The sequence below is a fragment of the Paracoccus sp. P2 genome (genome assembly GCF_046335115.1).
In the GTDB taxonomy this organism is placed as follows: Bacteria; Pseudomonadota; Alphaproteobacteria; order Rhodobacterales; family Rhodobacteraceae; genus Paracoccus; species Paracoccus pantotrophus.
The window spans coordinates 101,780-118,339 of record NZ_JBGOSN010000003.1 but is presented as its reverse complement, the minus strand read 5'-3'; the positions used below and the strand labels follow the sequence as shown (position 1 = coordinate 118,339).

Sequence of the window (16,560 nt, the reverse complement as noted above, 5' to 3'; positions counted from 1 at the left end):
CCCGAGATCCGCACCCTGACCACCACGGCCGAACTGGCCGAGTTCTGCGCCCTGGCCAAGGCCCAGCCCTATGTCACGCTCGACACCGAGTTCCTGCGCGAGCGGACCTATTATTCCCGGCTATGCCTGATCCAGGCGGCGTTGCCGCCGGCCTCGGCCGCGAAGGCGCCGGGCGGCTCTGCCGTGCTGATCGACCCGCTGGTCGAGGGGCTGTCGCTCGAACCGCTCTACGACCTTTTCCGCCACAAGGCGACGGTCAAGGTCTTCCACGCCGCGCGGCAGGATCTGGAGATCTTCTTCCACGACGCGGGCGTGATGCCTGACCCGCTGTTCGACACCCAGATCGCCGCCATGGTCTGCGGCTTCGGCGAGCAGGTCGGCTACGAGACGCTGGTCAAGAAGATCGCCCGCCAGCCCTTGGACAAGTCCTCGCGTTTCACCGACTGGTCGCACCGGCCGCTTTCGGATGCCCAGGCCGCCTATGCGCTGGCCGACGTGACGCATCTGCGCGCGATCTACGAGTTCCTCTCGGCCCAGCTCGACAAGACCGGGCGCGCGCCCTGGCTGGCCGAGGAGGTCGCGGTGCTGCTGGACCCCGAAACCTATATCACCCGCCCCGAGGAGGCCTGGGAGCGGGTGCTTACCCGCTCGGGCTCGCCGCGCTTCCTGGCCGTGGTGCGCGAACTCGCGCGCTTCCGCGAAAGCTTTGCCCAGGAACGCGACATCCCCCGCGCCCGCGTGTTCAAGGACGATGCGCTGATCGAGCTGGCCTCGACCAAGCCGCTCTCCGAGGCCGATCTGGCCAAGTCGCGGCTGCTTCTGCGCGACGCCCGCCGGGGCGAGATCGCAAGCGGCATCCTGGCCGCGGTCAAGGCCGGGGTCGAGGCGCGCGACCTGCCCAAGCCCGCCCCCGAGGAGCCGGGCCGTCCGGGCAATGCCGCGTTGGCGGATCTGCTGCGGGTGCTGCTGAAGGCCAAGGCCGATGCGGCCGGGGTGGCGCCACGGCTGATCGCCTCGGCCTCGGACCTGGACGCCATTGCCTCGGGCGCACGCGACCTGCCGGCGCTGCATGGCTGGCGGGCCGAGGTCTTCGGCCGCGACGCGCTGCGGCTGGCGGCGGGCGAGATCGCGCTTTCCGCCCAGGGCGGTGCGGTCAAGGTGGTGCCGGTGGCCCCTTAATTCTCGTCCGCCTCCGCCGCTTTGCGGGCGGCGGGGCTGATCACGATCCGGACCAGATACAGCACCACCAGCGCCATGGCGGTGGCCATCAGCGCCAGGCGCAAGTCGCCGGTGCCGCAGCACAGCCCGACGGCGCCGCAAAGCCACATCGAGGCGCCGGTGGTGATGCCGCGCACATTGCCCTTGTTGATGACGATCGAGCCCGCGGCCAGGAAGGCCACGCCCGCCGTCACCGCCTCGATCAGCCGCAAGGGGTCGGTGCGCTGCTGGCCCTCGCTTGCCGGGCTGAAATCGACCAGCTCCAGCGCGACCAGCGTGAAGCAGGCCGCAGCCAAGGCGATCAGCATATGGGTGCGCAGCCCGGCGGCGCGGGATTTCACCTCGCGCTCCCAGCCGATCACCCCGCCCAGCAGAACCGCCATGGTCAGCCGCAGGGCGACCACGCCGGCGGGCAGGCTCATGGGGCGCGAGAACTCGCCCACCAGCATGTCCAGCATATTGTCACTTTCGAGACGCTTTTTCCTCGATCCCCGAACGCCCCTCGCGCCGGTCGAGTTCATTTTCCACGTCCGCAAGCGTCACGTCGCGCGCTGCCAGCATGACCAGCAGGTGGTAAAGCGTATCGGCAGCCTCGGAGATCAGCCGCTCGCGGTCGCCCTTGACCGCCTCGATGATCGCCTCGACGGCCTCCTCGCCGAATTTCTCGGCGCATTTTTCGGGGCCCTTGGCCAGCAGCCTGGCGGTCCAGCTGGTCTCGGGATCGGTGCCCCTGCGCGCCGCGATGGTCTCGGCCAGGCGGTGCAGGCCGGTCTGCGCGGGGCCGCTCATGTCAGCCGCACCGGGATGCCGGCGGCGGCCAGGTGTTCCTTGGCCTCGCGCACGGTGAAGGTGCCGAAATGAAAGATCGAGGCCGCCAGCACCGCCGAGGCATGGCCTTCCAGCACGCCCTCGGCCAGGTGCTCCAGCATCCCGACCCCGCCCGAGGCGATGACCGGCACGTTTACCGCATCGGCGACGGCGCGGGTCAGCGGGATGTTGAAGCCCGACTTGGTGCCGTCGCGGTCCATGCTGGTCAGCAGGATCTCGCCCGCGCCTTTGGCGGCGACGGTGCGGGCGAATTCCACCGCGTCGATGCCGGTCGGCTTGCGGCCGCCATGGGTGAAGATCTCCCACTTGCCGGGCGCCACGGTCTTGGCGTCGATGGCGCAGACGATGCACTGGCTGCCGAAACGGTCGGCAGCCTCGGCGATCACGTCGGGGTCGGCGACGGCGGCCGAGTTGAAGCTGACCTTGTCGGCACCCGCCAGCAGCAGCGCCCGCACGTCCTGGTGGCTGCGCACGCCGCCGCCGACGGTCAGCGGCACGAAGCAGGCCTCGGCGGTGCGCGTCACCAGGTCGTACATGGTGCCGCGATTCTCATGCGTGGCATGGATGTCGAGGAAACAGATCTCGTCCGCGCCGGCGGCGTCATAGGCGCGCGCCGCCTCGACCGGGTCGCCGGCATCGATCAGATCGACGAAATTCACGCCCTTGACCACGCGGCCATCGGCGACATCCAGGCAGGGGATCACACGGGTCTTCAGCATATGCCTTGTTACCTCGCCCGCCGCGCTCAGGCCAGCGCCTTCAGCGCCGCGTGAAGGTCGATGGCGCCGTCGTAAAGCGCCCGGCCCGAGATCGCCCCGGCGATGACCCCGGTGGCGCGCAGCGCCATCAGATCCTGCATCGAGGACACCCCGCCCGAGGCGATGACCGGAATGTTGACCGCCCGCGCCAAGGCCTCGGTCGCGGCGATGTTGGGGCCGGCCATGGCGCCGTCGCGGTCGATATCGGTATAGATGATCGCGGCGACGCCGGCGTCCTCGAAGCGATGCGCCAGGTCGACGGCCATCACGTCGGTCTCCTCGGCCCAGCCGCGCGTTGCCACCCGGCCGCCGCGCGCGTCGATGCCGACCGCGATCTGGCCGGGAAAGGCCATTGCCGCCTCGCGCACCAGGCCGGGCTGCTCGACCGCCACGGTGCCCAGGATCACCCGCGCCAGGCCGCGCTTCAGCCAGGCCTCGATGGTCGCCATGTCGCGGATGCCGCCGCCCAGCTGGGCCGGCACCGCGACGGCGGCCAGGATCGCCTCGACCGCGGCGGCATTCACCGGCTTGCCGGCAAATGCGCCGTTCAGGTCGACCAGATGCAGCCATTCCGCCCCGGCATCCTGGAATGCGCGGGCCTGCGCGGCGGGGTCGGTACCGAAGACGGTCGCCGCCTCCATGTCGCCGCGCAGCAGGCGCACGCAATTGCCGTCCTTGAGGTCGATCGCGGGATAAAGGATCATCGCATCTCTCCTGATAGCGTGGCGCCCCTTTGCCACAGGCCGCGCCGATCCGAAAGGCCCCGCGCCGGCCGCTGCGACCTCACGTCAGGCTTGATCGACGGCCCGGGGCGCGCCCATCCTGCGGCCCGGACCATAACCCTGGGGAGGGGGGGGGGAATCACCATGAGGACATTGGCTCTTGCCACGCTGCTCGCGCTTGCGGGCACCACCGCGCAGGCCCAGGGCATCGGCGGCATCTTCCAGACCCAGGCCAATGACGACGGCAATGTCGGCATGGTCGAGTTCTACGACTGCGGCGGCAAGTATTGTGGCCGGCTGGTCAGAAGCTTCGACAAGGCGGGCAAGCAGATCAAGTCGCCCCATGAGGGCAAGAACATCGTCGCCGGCATGACCGACGAGGGCGGCGGCAAGTTCTCGGGCGGCACGATCTGGGATCCCGGCGCCGACAAGACCTACAAGTCGAAGATGCAGCTCGACGGCAAGACGCTGAACGTCTCGGGCTGCGTGGCGGTGTTCTGCAAGACGCAACGCTGGATCAAGGTCAAATAGCGGTCCCGGCTTCTTTCTTGTCCAAATATCCTCGGGGGTCCGGGGGCAGACAGCCCCCGGCGCCAAGGCGGCTCAGGGGCGCCAGCGCAGGAAATTGCCGATGATGCGCAGCCCCACGGCTTGCGATTTTTCGGGATGGAACTGGGTGCCGACGATATTGTCCCGCCCGACCACCGCCGTCACCGGCCCGCCGTAATCGGCGGTGGCCAGCAGATGCGCGGGATCGGCGACGCGGAACTGCCAGCCATGCACGAAATAGGCGTGATCGCCGGTGGCGATGCCGTCCAGCAGCGGGTGCGGGCGCAGCACCCTGAGGTCGTTCCAGCCCATATGCGGCACCTTCAGTCCGGGGGCGTCGATGGCGTCGATCTCGCCGCCGATCCAGCCTAGGCCGGCCGTGTCGCGATACTCATGCCCGACCTCGGCCAGCATCTGCATGCCGACACAGATGCCCATGAAGGGCACGGCGCGGGCGATCACCGCCTCGTGCAGCGCCTCGACCATGCCGGGCACGGCGTCCAGCGCCGCCCGGCAGGCCGGAAAGGCGCCGTCGCCCGGCAGCACGATGCGCTCGGCGCGGGCCACCGTCTCGGGGTCGGAGGTCACCATCACCTCGGCCCCCGCCTCGTGTCCCATCAGCGCAAAGGCCTTCTCGGCCGAATGCAGGTTGCCGCTGTCGTAATCGACCAGCGCCACCCGCATCACAGCGCCCCCTTGGTCGAGGGCAGCACGCCGGCCATGCGCGGGTCGGGCTCGACCGCCTCGCGCAGGGCGCGGGCCACGGCCTTGAAGCTGGCCTCGGCGATGTGATGGGCGTTGAGCCCGTGCAGCCGGTCCACATGCAGGGTGATGCCGCCATGGGTCGAAAGCGCCTGGAAGAACTCGCGCACCAGCTCGGTGTCGAAGCTGCCGATCTTCTGCGCCGGGAAATCCACGTTCCACACCAGATAGGGCCGCGCAGACAGGTCCAGCGCCGCGCGCACCAGCGCATCGTCCATGGCCAGGTGGAAGGCGCCGTAGCGCCGGATGCCCCGCTTGTCGCCAAGAGCCTGGGTCAGCGCCTGGCCGATGGCGATGCCGGTATCCTCGACCGTGTGGTGGTCGTCGACATGCAGGTCGCCCTGGGCGCGCACGGCCAGGTCGATCAGCGAATGCCGGGCCAGCTGGTCCAGCATGTGGTCGAAGAACCCGACGCCGGTCCGGTTGTCGTAGCGGCCGCTGCCGTCGAGGTCCAGTTCGACCTCGATCTGCGTCTCGGCCGTCTCGCGGGTGATCTTTGCGCGGCGCATCGCGTCCTCTCCTCATGCAGGCTTGCCGCCTTATAGGGTCCGTTCCGGCGGCTGAAAAGCCGATGCGGCGCCGCAGGCCCCGGCGGGAAACCCCGCCGCCTCCCGCCCGTTCTTGTCATATGGCCGGGGCAATGCGAAAAGTGGAAGGCGAGCCCCCGAGGACAAGCGACCCGAAAGGATCCTGGCCGATGAGAGATGACCTGAACCTCAGCGAAAAGCGGCTGATCGCGGCGCTGGACCGGATCGACCAGTTCCTGGACCGCGCCGCGGCCCGGCAAGCCCCGCAGCCCGTTCCGGCGGATGCGGATGCCGCCTTGCAGCTGCACGAGCTCCAGGCCGAAAACCGCCGCCTTTCGCAAGAGCTTGCCGCCCTGCACGCGCGCCAGTCCGACACGCTTTCCACCTGTGAGCAGAGGCTGGCCGAGGCGCATCGGCGCCTGGTCGAGGCGGGCGAGGAGGCCGCGCGGCTCTCGGCCGCCAACGAGGCGCTGGCCGAGGCAAACCGCGCGCTGATCGCGGCGCGGCAGGGGGACGGGGCACCGGACGAGGCCCGCCGCGCGCTGGAGGCCGAGATCGAATCGCTGCGCGCCGCCCGCGCCGCCGAGGTCGCGCAGATGGGCGAGATCGTCGATGCGCTGGACCGCATGATCGAAGCCCCCGCCTCCGACGCGGGCGTTTCGGGGGATGCGCCGGCGCCGGGCCCGGCCGGAATGGCCGAGCATGCCGATGCGGGGCTGGACGGAGAAAGGGGCTGAACCATGGCGGAAGTGGATTTCTCGATCGGGCACAAGTCCTATACCCTGGCCTGCCAGGAGGGCGAGGAGCGGCTGCTCAAGCGCGCCGCCGGCCTGCTGGATGCCGAGGCGCGGGTGATTCTGGAGCAGGCAGGCCGGATGCCCGAGCCGCGGCTTCTGCTGCTGTCGGGGCTGATGCTGGCCGATCGGACCTCGGCGCTTGAGGATCGCCTGGCCTCGCTGGAGCGCGAACTGGCGCGGCTGAAGGCCAATCCGCAGCGCGTCGAGGTGCCGGTGGTGCCCGAGAGCCTGGGCGAGGCCATGGCCGAACTTGCCGCGCGGGCCGAGGCCTTGGCGCAGAAGGCCGAAGACCAGCTGGCGGATTGAGCGCCGGCCCCGCCGAGTGCGGAGGATATTCAGAAACGGTGAAACGGCGGGCTCGGGGCCGGGGTGCGCGCCCGTGCCCCCTTTTGGCCGGTGCGGTCCTGGCTGTATAGCGCAGGCCGACCATCCATTCAGGAGCATTCATGGAACGCCTTCTCGAACGCAGCCTTTTCGCCAGCCGCTGGATGATGGCGCCGATCTATGTCGGTCTGGCGCTGTCGCTGCTCATCCTGCTTTGGGTCTTTGCGCTGGAGCTTTGGCATCTGATCGGCATCCTGCCGGTGATGACGGTCAACGATGCGGTGCTGGGGGTGCTGGCGCTGATCGACCTGAGCCTGGCGGCGAACCTTCTGCTGATCGTGATCTTTTCCGGCTACGAGAATTTCGTCAGCCGCATGGACCTGAGCGAACACGAGGACCGGCCGGAGTGGCAGGGCGAGGTGGATTTCTCGGCGCTGAAGCTGAAGCTGGTGGCCTCGATCGTGGCGATTTCGGGCATCCACCTGCTGAAGGTGTTCATGGATGTCGGCAAATATGCCCCTGAACAGATCCGCTGGATGGTGGTGATTCACCTGGTCTTCGTGGTCTCGGGCGTGCTGCTGGCGGCGATGGACTGGATCGCGAGCCATGGCAAGACGCTGAAGAAGGCCAAGGCGTCCCAGGCCTGAACCCTTGGGCCGGCTGCGCGGCCGCATGGGTATTTGGGGAACGAAGAAGGGCAGGGCGGCGCAGGATCGGCGCTGCCCCTTGCCATGGCCGCGGTTTTTTGGCCGGGCGGGCGGCGCGGACCCTTGCGACTTCGCCCGCCATGGCTATAACCCCGGACGATTTATCAGCCGCAAGCCCTGGGGACCGCCATGCCGAAAAGAACCGATATCAAATCCATCCTGATCATCGGTGCCGGTCCCATCGTCATCGGCCAAGCCTGCGAATTCGACTATTCCGGCGCCCAGGCCTGCAAGGCGCTGCGTGAAGAGGGCTACCGGGTCATCCTGGTGAACTCGAACCCCGCCACGATCATGACCGATCCCGAGATGGCGGATGCGACCTATATCGAGCCGATCACCCCCGAGGTGGTCGAGAAGATCATCGCCAAGGAGCGGCCGGACGCGCTCTTGCCGACCATGGGCGGGCAGACCGGGCTGAACACCGCACTGGCGCTGGCCGACATGGGCGTGCTGAACCGCTACGGCGTCGAGCTGATCGGCGCGCAGCGCGCCGCCATCGAGATGGCCGAGGACCGCAAGCTGTTCCGCGAGGCCATGGACCGCATCGGCCTGGAGAACCCGCGCGCCACCATCGTCGCCGCGCCCAAGCATCCGAACGGCCGCTATGACATCGCGGCCGGGGTTTCGATGGCCATGGAGGCGCTGGAGGAGATCGGCCTGCCCGCCATCATCCGCCCCGCCTTCACCCTGGGCGGCACCGGCGGCGGCGTCGCCTATAACCGCGACGATTACGAGCGCATCGTGCGCTCGGGGCTGGAGGCCTCGCCGGTGGCGCAGGTGCTGGTGGACGAGAGCCTGCTGGGCTGGAAGGAATACGAGATGGAGGTCGTGCGCGACCGCGCCGACAATGCCATCATCGTCTGTTCCATCGAGAACGTCGATCCGATGGGCGTGCATACCGGCGATTCGATCACCGTCGCCCCGGCGCTGACCCTGACCGACCGCGAATACCAGCGCATGCGCAACGGTTCCATCGCCGTGTTGCGCGAGATCGGGGTCGAGACCGGCGGCTCGAACGTGCAATGGGCGATCAATCCCAAGGACGGCCGCATGGTGGTGATCGAGATGAACCCGCGCGTGTCGCGGTCCTCGGCGCTGGCCTCGAAGGCGACGGGCTTCCCCATCGCCAAGGTCGCTGCCAAGCTGGCGGTGGGCTATACGCTGGACGAGCTGGACAACGACATCACCAAGGTCACGCCGGCGAGCTTCGAGCCCTCGATCGACTATGTCGTGACCAAGATCCCGCGCTTCGCCTTCGAGAAGTTTCCCGGCTCCAAGCCCGAGCTGACCACGGCGATGAAATCGGTGGGCGAGGTCATGGCCGTCGGCCGCAGCTTCCACGAATCGCTGCAAAAGGCGCTGACCTCGATGGAGAACGGGCTGACCGGGCTCGACGAGATCGAGATCCCCGGCGCGCCCGACAAGGCGGCCATCGTCAAGGCGATCAGCCAGCAGACTCCCGACCGGCTGCGCCTGATCGCCCAGGCCATGCGCCACGGGCTGAGCGACGACGAGATCCAGCACGCGACCAGTTTCGACCCCTGGTTCCTGGCCCGGCTGCGCGAGATCGTCGATGCCGAGGCCGGGGTCCGTGCCGAGGGCCTGCCCGAGGATGCCGAGGGCCTGCGGCGGCTGAAGATGATGGGCTTTACGGATGCCCGGCTGGCGAAGCTTTCCGGCAAGGCCGAGGCCGAGGTGCGCCAGGCCCGCCGCGCCCATGACCTGCACCCGGTCTTCAAGCGCATCGACACCTGCGCGGCCGAGTTCGAGGCCCAGACCCCCTATATGTATTCGACCTACGAGGCCCCGGCGATGGGCGAGGTCGAGAACGAGGCCCGGCCCAGCGACCGCAAGAAGGTGGTGATCCTGGGCGGTGGCCCGAACCGCATCGGCCAGGGCATCGAGTTCGACTATTGCTGCTGCCACGCCTGTTTCGCGCTGACCAAGGCCGGCTACGAGACGATCATGGTCAACTGCAACCCCGAGACGGTCTCGACCGATTACGACACCTCGGACCGGCTGTATTTCGAGCCGCTGACGCTGGAGCATGTGCTGGAAATCCTGGCGGTCGAGCAGGAGAACGGCACGCTGCACGGCGTCATCGTCCAGTTCGGCGGCCAGACGCCGCTGAAGCTGGCCAATGCGCTGGAGGAAGAGGGCATCCCGATCCTCGGCACCACGCCCGACGCCATCGACCTGGCCGAGGACCGCGAGCGCTTCCAGAAGCTGCTCAACGACCTGGGGCTGAAGCAGCCGATCAACGGCATCGCCCATTCCGACGCCGAGGCCATCGAGATCGCGCAGCGCATCGGCTTCCCGCTGGTCATCCGCCCGTCCTATGTGCTTGGCGGCCGCGCGATGGAGATCGTGCGCGACATGGACCAGCTCAACCGCTATATCCGCGAGGCAGTGCAGGTTTCCGGCGACAGCCCGGTGCTTCTGGACAGCTATCTCTCGGGCGCCATCGAGGTCGATGTCGATGCGCTGTCCGACGGCAAGACCGTGCATGTCGCCGGCATCATGGAGCATATCGAGGAAGCGGGCGTGCATTCCGGCGACTCGGCCTGCTCGCTGCCGCCGCATACGCTGGATGCCGAGACCATCGCCGAGCTGAAGGTCCAGACCGAGGCGATGGCCCGCGCGCTGAACGTCGTCGGGCTGATGAACGTGCAATTCGCGCTGAAGGACGGCGCGATCTATGTGCTGGAAGTGAATCCGCGCGCCTCGCGCACCGTGCCCTTCGTCGCCAAGGCCACCGACAGCGCGATTGCGTCCATCGCCGCGCGGTTGATGGCGGGCGAGCCGATGTCGAACTTCCCCGCCCGCGCGGCCTATCCCGAGGGCGTCGGCCCTGACGATCCGCTGCCCTTTGCCGATCCGCTGACGCTGGCCGATCCGAACACGCCCTGGTTCTCGGTCAAGGAGGCGGTGCTGCCCTTTGCCCGTTTCCCCGGCGTCGATACGCTGCTTGGCCCGGAAATGCGTTCGACCGGCGAGGTCATGGGCTGGGACCGCAGCTTCCCGCGCGCCTTCCTCAAGGCGCAGATGGGGGCGGGGACGCAGCTGCCCGAGGCCGGGCTGGTCTTCGTCTCGGTCCGCGATGCCGACAAGACCGCCGAACTGGCCGAAGCGGCGCGCGAGCTGACCGCCATGGGCTTCAAGCTGGTCGCGACCCGCGGCACGGCCGAGTTCCTGCGCGGTGCGGGGGTCGAGACCGAATTGGTGAACAAGGTCTATGAGGGCCGCCCGAACATCGTGGACCGGCTGAAGAACGGCGAGATCGCCATGGTGCTGAACACCACCGAGGGCGCTCAGGCCATCGCCGATTCGCGCGAGATCCGCGCGGTCGCGCTGAACGACAAGATCCCCTATTACACGACCGCCGCCGGCAGCATCGCCGCGGTCGCGGCGATCAAGTCGCGCGGCGAAGGCGAAGTCGGGGTGAGGTCGCTTCAGGCCTAGCGCCGGGATGGGGTTGTTCGGGGGCCTCATGCTGCCCCCGGTTCCCTAACGCGACCGCTGCCCGGCCTTTCCGGGCAGGAGTGCCGGTGGCCGCTCGGCCAGCTTGCCGAGCGGGATCATGCGCGGCTCCGCAGCACAGATGCGGGATCGCGCGTTCGTCCAGGCCGGATCGGCAGCGGTGGCAAACCTTCGGCCTGGGCATCCATTGCCTGATACGGTCGCCGCGGCCGCCCGCGCGGACGATCCGCAACCTGGCGGTTTGACAGGCCGCTGAAAAACCGCCCGAGTATCGCGACCTGGCTTTGGAAGCCGGGAAACGCGCCTCCAAATGGCCCGGAATACCCGAATTTCCGGCCGAGTTGGGCCAGATTGGGGACCAATTCCCTCACCGAACGGGCGCAAGATCCTTTGTCGGCAACCTGCTGGAGGGGCCGCATGGACCTGCCGTCGCGGGAACGCGCAGCAGGGCCCTGGGATTTGGGATCGCAGTTTTGGCAGGGCCTGTGCACGACCGAACGCTCATCGCGGTCGCGGCGCCTTGTCCGCCCCAGGGTTGGAAAGCCATGCTGATGAAAGGGGAAGTGGCAGCCCGTAGGGGAGTCGAACCCCTCTTTTCAGGTTGAAAACCTGACGTCCTAACCGATAGACGAACGGGCCACTTTTTCTGTATCCGCCGGGTCTTGCCCTGCGGCGTGGGGCGGTATTTAGGTTCTCTGCCGCGGGGCTGCAAGCGGAAAAATCACATCATGCCAAAGTTTTTTTCCGGCCGGCGGCGGGGGCTCAGCCCACCGGCGCGGCGTCATCCAGGCGCAGCCGCACCCGCTCGCGCCCGCCCCATTGCGTGAGCTCCAGCTTGCCCGCCAGGTGGAAGCGACGCCCCCTCGCGCCCAGCAGAGCGGGGCCCAGCGGGCCGTTCATCGCGCCCCAGGCTACCGCCTCCAGGACCGGGCTGCCGGGGCTGCGGAAGCGCAGGCGCAGGTGGCTGTCGCCCATCGCCCCGGCGCTGTCGATCAGCTGCTCGGCGAAGGCAAAGCGCGGTGCCGGCGCGGCCTGGCCGAAGGGGCCGGCGCGCTCCAGCATCTGCATCAGCTCGACCGTGGCGCCCGCGGGATCCAGAAGCCCCGAGATACGCAGCTCGCCCGCGCCGGGACGCTCGGCCATCTCGCGCGAGAGCAGTTGCGACAGGCGCTCCATGGCCGCGGGGATCCTGGCCTCCTCGACGGTCAGCCCGGCCGCCATGGCATGCCCGCCGCCCTTCAGCAGCAGCCCCTCGGCCGAAAGGCGCTGGATGGCGCGGCCCAGGTCCACGCCGGGCACCGAGCGGGCCGAGCCCTTGCCGATGCCGCCATCCACCCCGATCACCACCGCGGGCAAGCCGGTGGCCTCTTTCAGCCGCGCGGCGACGATGCCGACGACGCCGGGATGCCAGCCCTCGCCCGCCGCCCAGGCGACCAGGCCGTCGCTGGCGCGGGCCTCGACCTGGGCCAGCGCCTCGTCGCGCACGGCGGCTTCGATGGCGCGGCGGTCGCGGTTCAGCGCGTCCAGCTCGGCCGCCAGCCGCTCGGCCTGCCGGCTGTCGGTGCAGGACAGGCACAGCGCCCCCAGGTCGGCGCGGCCGACACGGCCGCCCGCATTGATGCGCGGCCCCAAAAGGAAGCCCAGGTGAAAGGCATTCGGCGCCGAATCGAGCCGCGCCACGTCCGACAGCGCCACCAGGCCGGGGCGCTCGCGCCGGGCCATGATCAGCAGCCCCTGCCGCACGAAGGCGCGGTTCACCCCCACCAGCGGCGCCACGTCGGCCACCGTCGCCAGCGCCACCAGGTCGAGCAGCGGGATCAGGTCGGGCTGCGCATGGCCGCCCCGCCGCAGCAGGCCGTTGCAGCGCACCAGCGTCAGGAACACCACGCCGGCGGCACAGAGATGGCCCAGGCTGCCATCCTCGTCGGCGCGATTCGGGTTCACCACCGCCAGTACCGGCGGCAGGGTTTCGCCGCCCTGGTGGTGGTCCAGCACGATCACGTCGCAGGTCGAGGCCGCCAAGGCATCAAAGCTGAGCGTGCCGCAATCGACGCAAACGATCAGGTCGTGATCTCGCGACAGCGCCGCGATGGCCGGGGCGTTCGGGCCGTAACCTTCGTCGATGCGGTCGGGAATATAGAGCGTGGCGTCGCGCCCCTGCCGGCGCAGCCAGTCCAGCAGCAGCGCGGCCGAGGCGCCGCCATCCACGTCGTAATCGGCAAAGATGGCGATGCGCTGGCCGGCCAGCATCGCGGCGACCAGCCGCTCGGCGGCCTTGTCCATGTCGCGCAGGTCCGAGGGGTCGGGCAGCAGGTCGCGCAGCTTGGGATCGAGGTAAAGCGGCGCCTCATGCGCGGGCACGCCGCGCGCGGCCAGAACCCGGCTGACGGGCAGCGGCAGGCGGCTGTCTTGGGCCAGCGCCTCGGCGGCGCGTTCCAGCATGGCATCGGGACCGCGCCAGAGGCGGCCGGTCAGCGAAGATTCTACGGAAAGAAAGGCGGTCATGCGGGCTTCATCCCCCATGACCGCCCGCGGTTCAACCCCGTCCGCCAAGGCTTACCTGATCGGGTTGCGATAGATCATCCGCCGCACCGAGCCGGTCTTCGAACGCATCAGGATGGTTTCGGTCTGCAGGTAATGCGGCTCGCGCTTGACGCCGGCCACGATCGAGCCGTTCGTCACCCCGGTCGCGGCAAAGATCACGTCGGCGGTGACCATTTCGTCGCGCGAATAGACGCGGTCCAGGTCGGTGATGCCGGCCTTGGCGGCGCGCGCCCTTTCATCGTCGTTGCGGAACAGCAGCTTGCCCCACATCTGCCCGCCCATGCATTTCAGCGCCGAGGCGGCCAGCACCCCCTCGGGCGCGCCGCCCGAGCCCATGTACATGTCGATGCCGGTCAGTTCGGCTTCGGCGCAGTGGATCACGCCCGCCACGTCGCCATCGGTGATCAGCCGGATCGCCGCGCCGGTCGAGCGCACCTCGGCCACCAGATCCTCGTGCCGGGGCCGTTCCAGGATGCAGACGGTGATGTCGCTGTCCTTGACGCCGCCGGCCTTGGCCAGCGCCCGCACCCGCTCGGACGGGGTCATGTCCAGGCTGACCACGTCCTTGGGATAGCCGGGGCCGATGGCCAGCTTTTCCATGTAGACGTCGGGCGCATGCAGCAGCGTGCCGCGCGGCGCCATGGCGATGACGGTCAGGGCGTTGGGCATGTCCTTGGCGGTCAGCGTGGTGCCTTCCAGCGGGTCCAGCGCGATGTCGACCGCCGGGCCCTGGCCGGTGCCGACCTCCTCGCCGATGAACAGCATGGGCGCCTCGTCCCGCTCGCCCTCGCCGATGACGACGACGCCCTTGATGTCGAGCATGTTCAGTTGGTCGCGCATCGCGTTGACGGCCGCCTGGTCGGCGGCCTTCTCGTCGCCGCGGCCGATCAGCCGCGCCGAGGCATGGGCGGCGGCCTCGCTGACACGGGCAAGGCCGAGCGACAGCATGCGATCGTTGAAATCCTTGGGCGAGGTCATCGGGAAATTCCTTGTGCTTACCGGCTTTCCGGGCTTCTACGCCCGGGGCCTCGGCCCGGCAAGCCTGCGCGCGCTAACGGGTCAGTTTTCCGCCAGTTCCAGCGCAAGCGCATGGATGCGCGGCACGATGTCGCCCAATGCGGCATGCACCAGCCGGTGCCGCGCGACATGGCCCAGCCCGGCAAAGCGGGCGCTGGCCATGCGGATGCGGAAATGCGTCTCGCCCCCCTCGCGCCAGCCGCCATGGCCGCGATGGCTTTCGCTTTCGTCGATGATGTCCAGCCGCGACGGCTGAAGCTCGGCCAGTCTTTTCCGCATCTCGTCGGCAATCATGCGCTTGCCCCCTTTCATGTCTCGCGAAATAGCCTAAACTGCCTGTCCCGTTCAGGACAAGGCAGGCAGATGAGCAACAGCGACCCGTTCGGATTCGACATTTCCGCGGCCTCGGACAAGAAACGCCGGGCCAAGGGCCGGCGCGGCATGTCCGGCGCCTTCGAAACCTCGACGCGGCAATGCGACAAGGAGGGCTGCGACCAGCCCGGCCAGTACCGCGCGCCGAAATCGCCGCGCGCGCTGGACGAATACTATTGGTTCTGCAAGGAGCACGTGCGCGAATACAACCTGAACTGGAACTATTTCCAGGGCCAGTCCGAGGCCGAATTCCAGGAATTCCTGGACAATGCCACGGTCTGGGAGCGCCCGACCAAGCCCTTCGGCCGCGCCGCGCAGGAACAGAAATGGGCGCGCCACGGCATCGACGATCCGCTGGAGATCCTGGGGGCGAACGGCACCAATCCCGAACTGCGCACCCGCAGCGCGCGCAAGCTGCCGCCGACCGAGCGCCGGGCGCTGGAGATCCTCGAGGCCAAGGACAGCTGGACCCGCGCCGAGATCCGCAAGCAATACAAGTCCCTGGTCAAGGATCTTCATCCCGACATGAATGGCGGCGACCGCTCGGACGAAGATCGGCTGCAAGAGGTGGTCTGGGCCTGGGACCAGATCAAGGACAGCCGCAGCTTCAAGGATTGAAGGACGGGGGCTTTGCGCCCCCGCGCCCGCCGGGCAGGCCCGGCGGGCTTCCCCCGCAGGATATTTGCCCAAGGAAGAAGCAGCCGGGGCCTGGGCTTCTTTCTTGTCCAAATATCCTGGGGGAGCCGCGCGCCGGCGCGGCGGGGGCAAAGCCCCCCCTGCGGCCTTACAGCTCGCGCTTCAGGGCCTCGACAAGATCGGTCCGCTCCCAGGAGAAGCCGCCATCCGCATCGGGCCTGCGGCCGAAATGGCCATAGGCGGCGGTGCGGCGATAGATCGGGCGGCAAAGCGCCAGATGTTCGCGGATGCCGCGCGGCGTCAGGTCCATGACCCGCGAGACGGCGCGCTCGATCTCGGCCTCGGGGATCTCGCTGGTGCCGAAGGTGTCGGCATAGATCGACAGGGGTTTGGCCACGCCGATGGCATAGGACAGCTGGATCACGCAACGTTTCGCCAGGCCGGCCGCGACGACATTCTTGGCCAGGTAGCGCGCGGCATAGGCGGCCGAGCGGTCCACCTTGGTCGGATCCTTGCCCGAGAAGGCGCCGCCGCCATGCGGTGCCGCGCCGCCATAGGTATCGACGATGATCTTGCGCCCGGTCAGCCCGGCGTCGCCATCCGGCCCGCCGATCACGAAGGTGCCGGTCGGGTTCACCCACCATTCCGTGCTCTCGGTCAGCCATTCCGCGGGCAGCACCTCGCGGATATAGGGCTCGACGATGGCGCGGATGTCATCCGAGCTCTGGCTTTCGTCCTTGTGCTGGTGCGACAGCACCAGGCTGGTGATCTCGACCGGCTTGCCGTTCTCGTAGCGCAGGCTCAGCTGCGACTTCGCATCCGGGCCCAGCGTCGGCTCGGCGCCGGATTTGCGCGCCTCGGCCAGGCGGCGCAGGATCGCGTGGGCATATTGGATCGGCGCGGGCATCAGTTCCGGCGTCTCGTCCACGGCATAGCCGAACATGATGCCCTGGTCGCCGGCGCCGTCGCGGTCGACGCCCTGGCTGATATGGGCGGATTGCTCGTGCAGGTAGTTGTGGACATGGCAGGTGTTCCAGTGGAACTTTTCCTGCTCGTAGCCGATGTCGCGGATCGTCTCGCGGGCGATCTCGCTGATGCGGCCCATGTATTCGCCCAGCTTCTTCTGGTCGGTCAGGCCGATCTCGCCCCCGATGACCACGGTGCCGGTCGTCGCGAAGGTTTCGCAGGCGACGCGGGCGGCCGGATCCTCGGCCAGCAGCGCGTCGAGCACCGCGTCCGAGATCTGGTCGCACAACTTGTCGGGGTGGCCCTCGGAGACGGATTCCGAGGTGAACACATAGTCCTGTCTGGCCATGAAG

General features: G+C 68.6%; 17 protein-coding genes and 1 tRNA gene. 7 read left to right on the top strand and 11 right to left on the bottom strand.

What is annotated here, in order from left to right; translation table 11 throughout:
- Positions 1-6 precede the first annotated feature (6 nt).
- Entirely contained in the window at positions 7-1,179 is a 1,173-nt protein-coding gene (gene rnd / locus ACDP63_RS02935; RefSeq protein ID WP_409927690.1) for a ribonuclease D, read from the top strand.
- Here rnd and ACDP63_RS02930 read toward each other — a convergent pair.
- The 4 genes from ACDP63_RS02930 to hisA are packed head-to-tail and all read right to left on the bottom strand — an operon-like array spanning position 1,176 to position 3,508.
- Entirely contained in the window at positions 1,176-1,676 is a 501-nt protein-coding gene (locus ACDP63_RS02930; RefSeq protein WP_024843285.1) for an MgtC/SapB family protein, read from the bottom strand. The two genes, rnd and ACDP63_RS02930, sit on opposite strands and share 4 nt — an antisense overlap.
- Before the next feature lie 4 nt (positions 1,677-1,680).
- The gene (locus tag ACDP63_RS02925; protein WP_024843284.1) at positions 1,681-2,007 is read right to left on the bottom strand and encodes a phosphoribosyl-ATP diphosphatase; all 327 of its coding nucleotides are present in this window, start codon (positions 2,005-2,007) and stop codon (positions 1,681-1,683) included.
- The gene (gene hisF / locus ACDP63_RS02920; protein WP_024843283.1) at positions 2,004-2,765 is read right to left on the bottom strand and encodes an imidazole glycerol phosphate synthase subunit HisF; all 762 of its coding nucleotides are present in this window, start codon (positions 2,763-2,765) and stop codon (positions 2,004-2,006) included. The genes ACDP63_RS02925 and hisF overlap by 4 nt, the downstream gene beginning before the upstream one ends.
- A gap of 26 nt (positions 2,766-2,791) precedes the next feature.
- Positions 2,792-3,508, bottom strand: coding sequence for a 1-(5-phosphoribosyl)-5-[(5-phosphoribosylamino)methylideneamino]imidazole-4-carboxamide isomerase (hisA, locus tag ACDP63_RS02915; protein ID WP_024843282.1), 717 nt, complete (start codon positions 3,506-3,508; stop codon positions 2,792-2,794).
- 162 nt (positions 3,509-3,670) lie between these two features.
- On the opposite strand from hisA, the gene ACDP63_RS02910 reads away from it, so the two are divergent.
- Entirely contained in the window at positions 3,671-4,057 is a 387-nt protein-coding gene (locus ACDP63_RS02910; protein ID WP_024843281.1) for a DUF2147 domain-containing protein, read from the top strand.
- A 72-nt stretch (positions 4,058-4,129) separates the two neighbouring features.
- Here ACDP63_RS02910 and hisH read toward each other — a convergent pair whose 3' ends face one another.
- A complete protein-coding gene (hisH, locus tag ACDP63_RS02905) occupies positions 4,130-4,759 on the bottom strand; it encodes an imidazole glycerol phosphate synthase subunit HisH (RefSeq protein ID WP_024843280.1) in 630 nt (209 codons plus the stop codon).
- Positions 4,759-5,346: an imidazoleglycerol-phosphate dehydratase HisB gene (gene hisB / locus ACDP63_RS02900; protein ID WP_024843279.1), complete on the bottom strand. Its 588-nt coding sequence runs from the start codon at positions 5,344-5,346 to the stop codon at positions 4,759-4,761. Before hisB ends, hisH begins: the two co-directional genes overlap by 1 nt.
- Before the next feature lie 188 nt (positions 5,347-5,534).
- On the opposite strand from hisB, the gene ACDP63_RS02895 reads away from it, so the two are divergent.
- From ACDP63_RS02895 to carB, 4 genes are all read left to right on the top strand, one after another.
- Complete coding sequence (locus ACDP63_RS02895) at positions 5,535-6,101, top strand: hypothetical protein (protein WP_024843278.1); 567 nt, start codon at positions 5,535-5,537, stop codon at positions 6,099-6,101.
- A 3-nt stretch (positions 6,102-6,104) separates the two neighbouring features.
- A complete protein-coding gene (locus ACDP63_RS02890) occupies positions 6,105-6,467 on the top strand; it encodes a cell division protein ZapA (RefSeq protein WP_024843277.1) in 363 nt (120 codons plus the stop codon).
- A gap of 140 nt (positions 6,468-6,607) precedes the next feature.
- The gene (locus tag ACDP63_RS02885; RefSeq protein ID WP_024843276.1) at positions 6,608-7,132 is read left to right on the top strand and encodes a TIGR00645 family protein; all 525 of its coding nucleotides are present in this window, start codon (positions 6,608-6,610) and stop codon (positions 7,130-7,132) included.
- A gap of 189 nt (positions 7,133-7,321) precedes the next feature.
- Complete coding sequence (gene carB / locus ACDP63_RS02880) at positions 7,322-10,654, top strand: carbamoyl-phosphate synthase large subunit (protein WP_024843275.1); 3,333 nt, start codon at positions 7,322-7,324, stop codon at positions 10,652-10,654.
- A 582-nt stretch (positions 10,655-11,236) separates the two neighbouring features.
- Here the strand turns inward: carB and ACDP63_RS02875 are convergent.
- The 4 genes from ACDP63_RS02875 to ACDP63_RS02860 form a co-directional block, all read right to left on the bottom strand.
- A tRNA-Glu gene (locus tag ACDP63_RS02875) sits at positions 11,237-11,311 on the bottom strand.
- A 123-nt stretch (positions 11,312-11,434) separates the two neighbouring features.
- Positions 11,435-13,177 (bottom strand): single-stranded-DNA-specific exonuclease RecJ, encoded by a 1,743-nt coding sequence (gene recJ / locus ACDP63_RS02870; protein ID WP_024843274.1) that lies wholly within the window; start codon positions 13,175-13,177, stop codon positions 11,435-11,437.
- A gap of 51 nt (positions 13,178-13,228) precedes the next feature.
- Complete coding sequence (glpX, locus tag ACDP63_RS02865) at positions 13,229-14,194, bottom strand: class II fructose-bisphosphatase (protein ID WP_024843273.1); 966 nt, start codon at positions 14,192-14,194, stop codon at positions 13,229-13,231.
- Positions 14,195-14,275: 81 nt separating this feature from the next.
- Positions 14,276-14,527: a BolA family protein gene (locus ACDP63_RS02860; RefSeq protein ID WP_024843272.1), complete on the bottom strand. Its 252-nt coding sequence runs from the start codon at positions 14,525-14,527 to the stop codon at positions 14,276-14,278.
- A gap of 69 nt (positions 14,528-14,596) precedes the next feature.
- Between ACDP63_RS02860 and ACDP63_RS02855 the strand changes: the two genes are divergently transcribed.
- Positions 14,597-15,223 (top strand): J domain-containing protein, encoded by a 627-nt coding sequence (locus tag ACDP63_RS02855; RefSeq protein ID WP_024843271.1) that lies wholly within the window; start codon positions 14,597-14,599, stop codon positions 15,221-15,223.
- Positions 15,224-15,389: 166 nt separating this feature from the next.
- On the opposite strand, the gene metK is transcribed toward ACDP63_RS02855, so the two are convergent.
- The gene (gene metK, locus ACDP63_RS02850) at positions 15,390-16,556 is read right to left on the bottom strand and encodes a methionine adenosyltransferase (RefSeq protein ID WP_024843270.1); all 1,167 of its coding nucleotides are present in this window, start codon (positions 16,554-16,556) and stop codon (positions 15,390-15,392) included.
- Between the last annotated feature and the right edge of the window lie 4 nt (positions 16,557-16,560).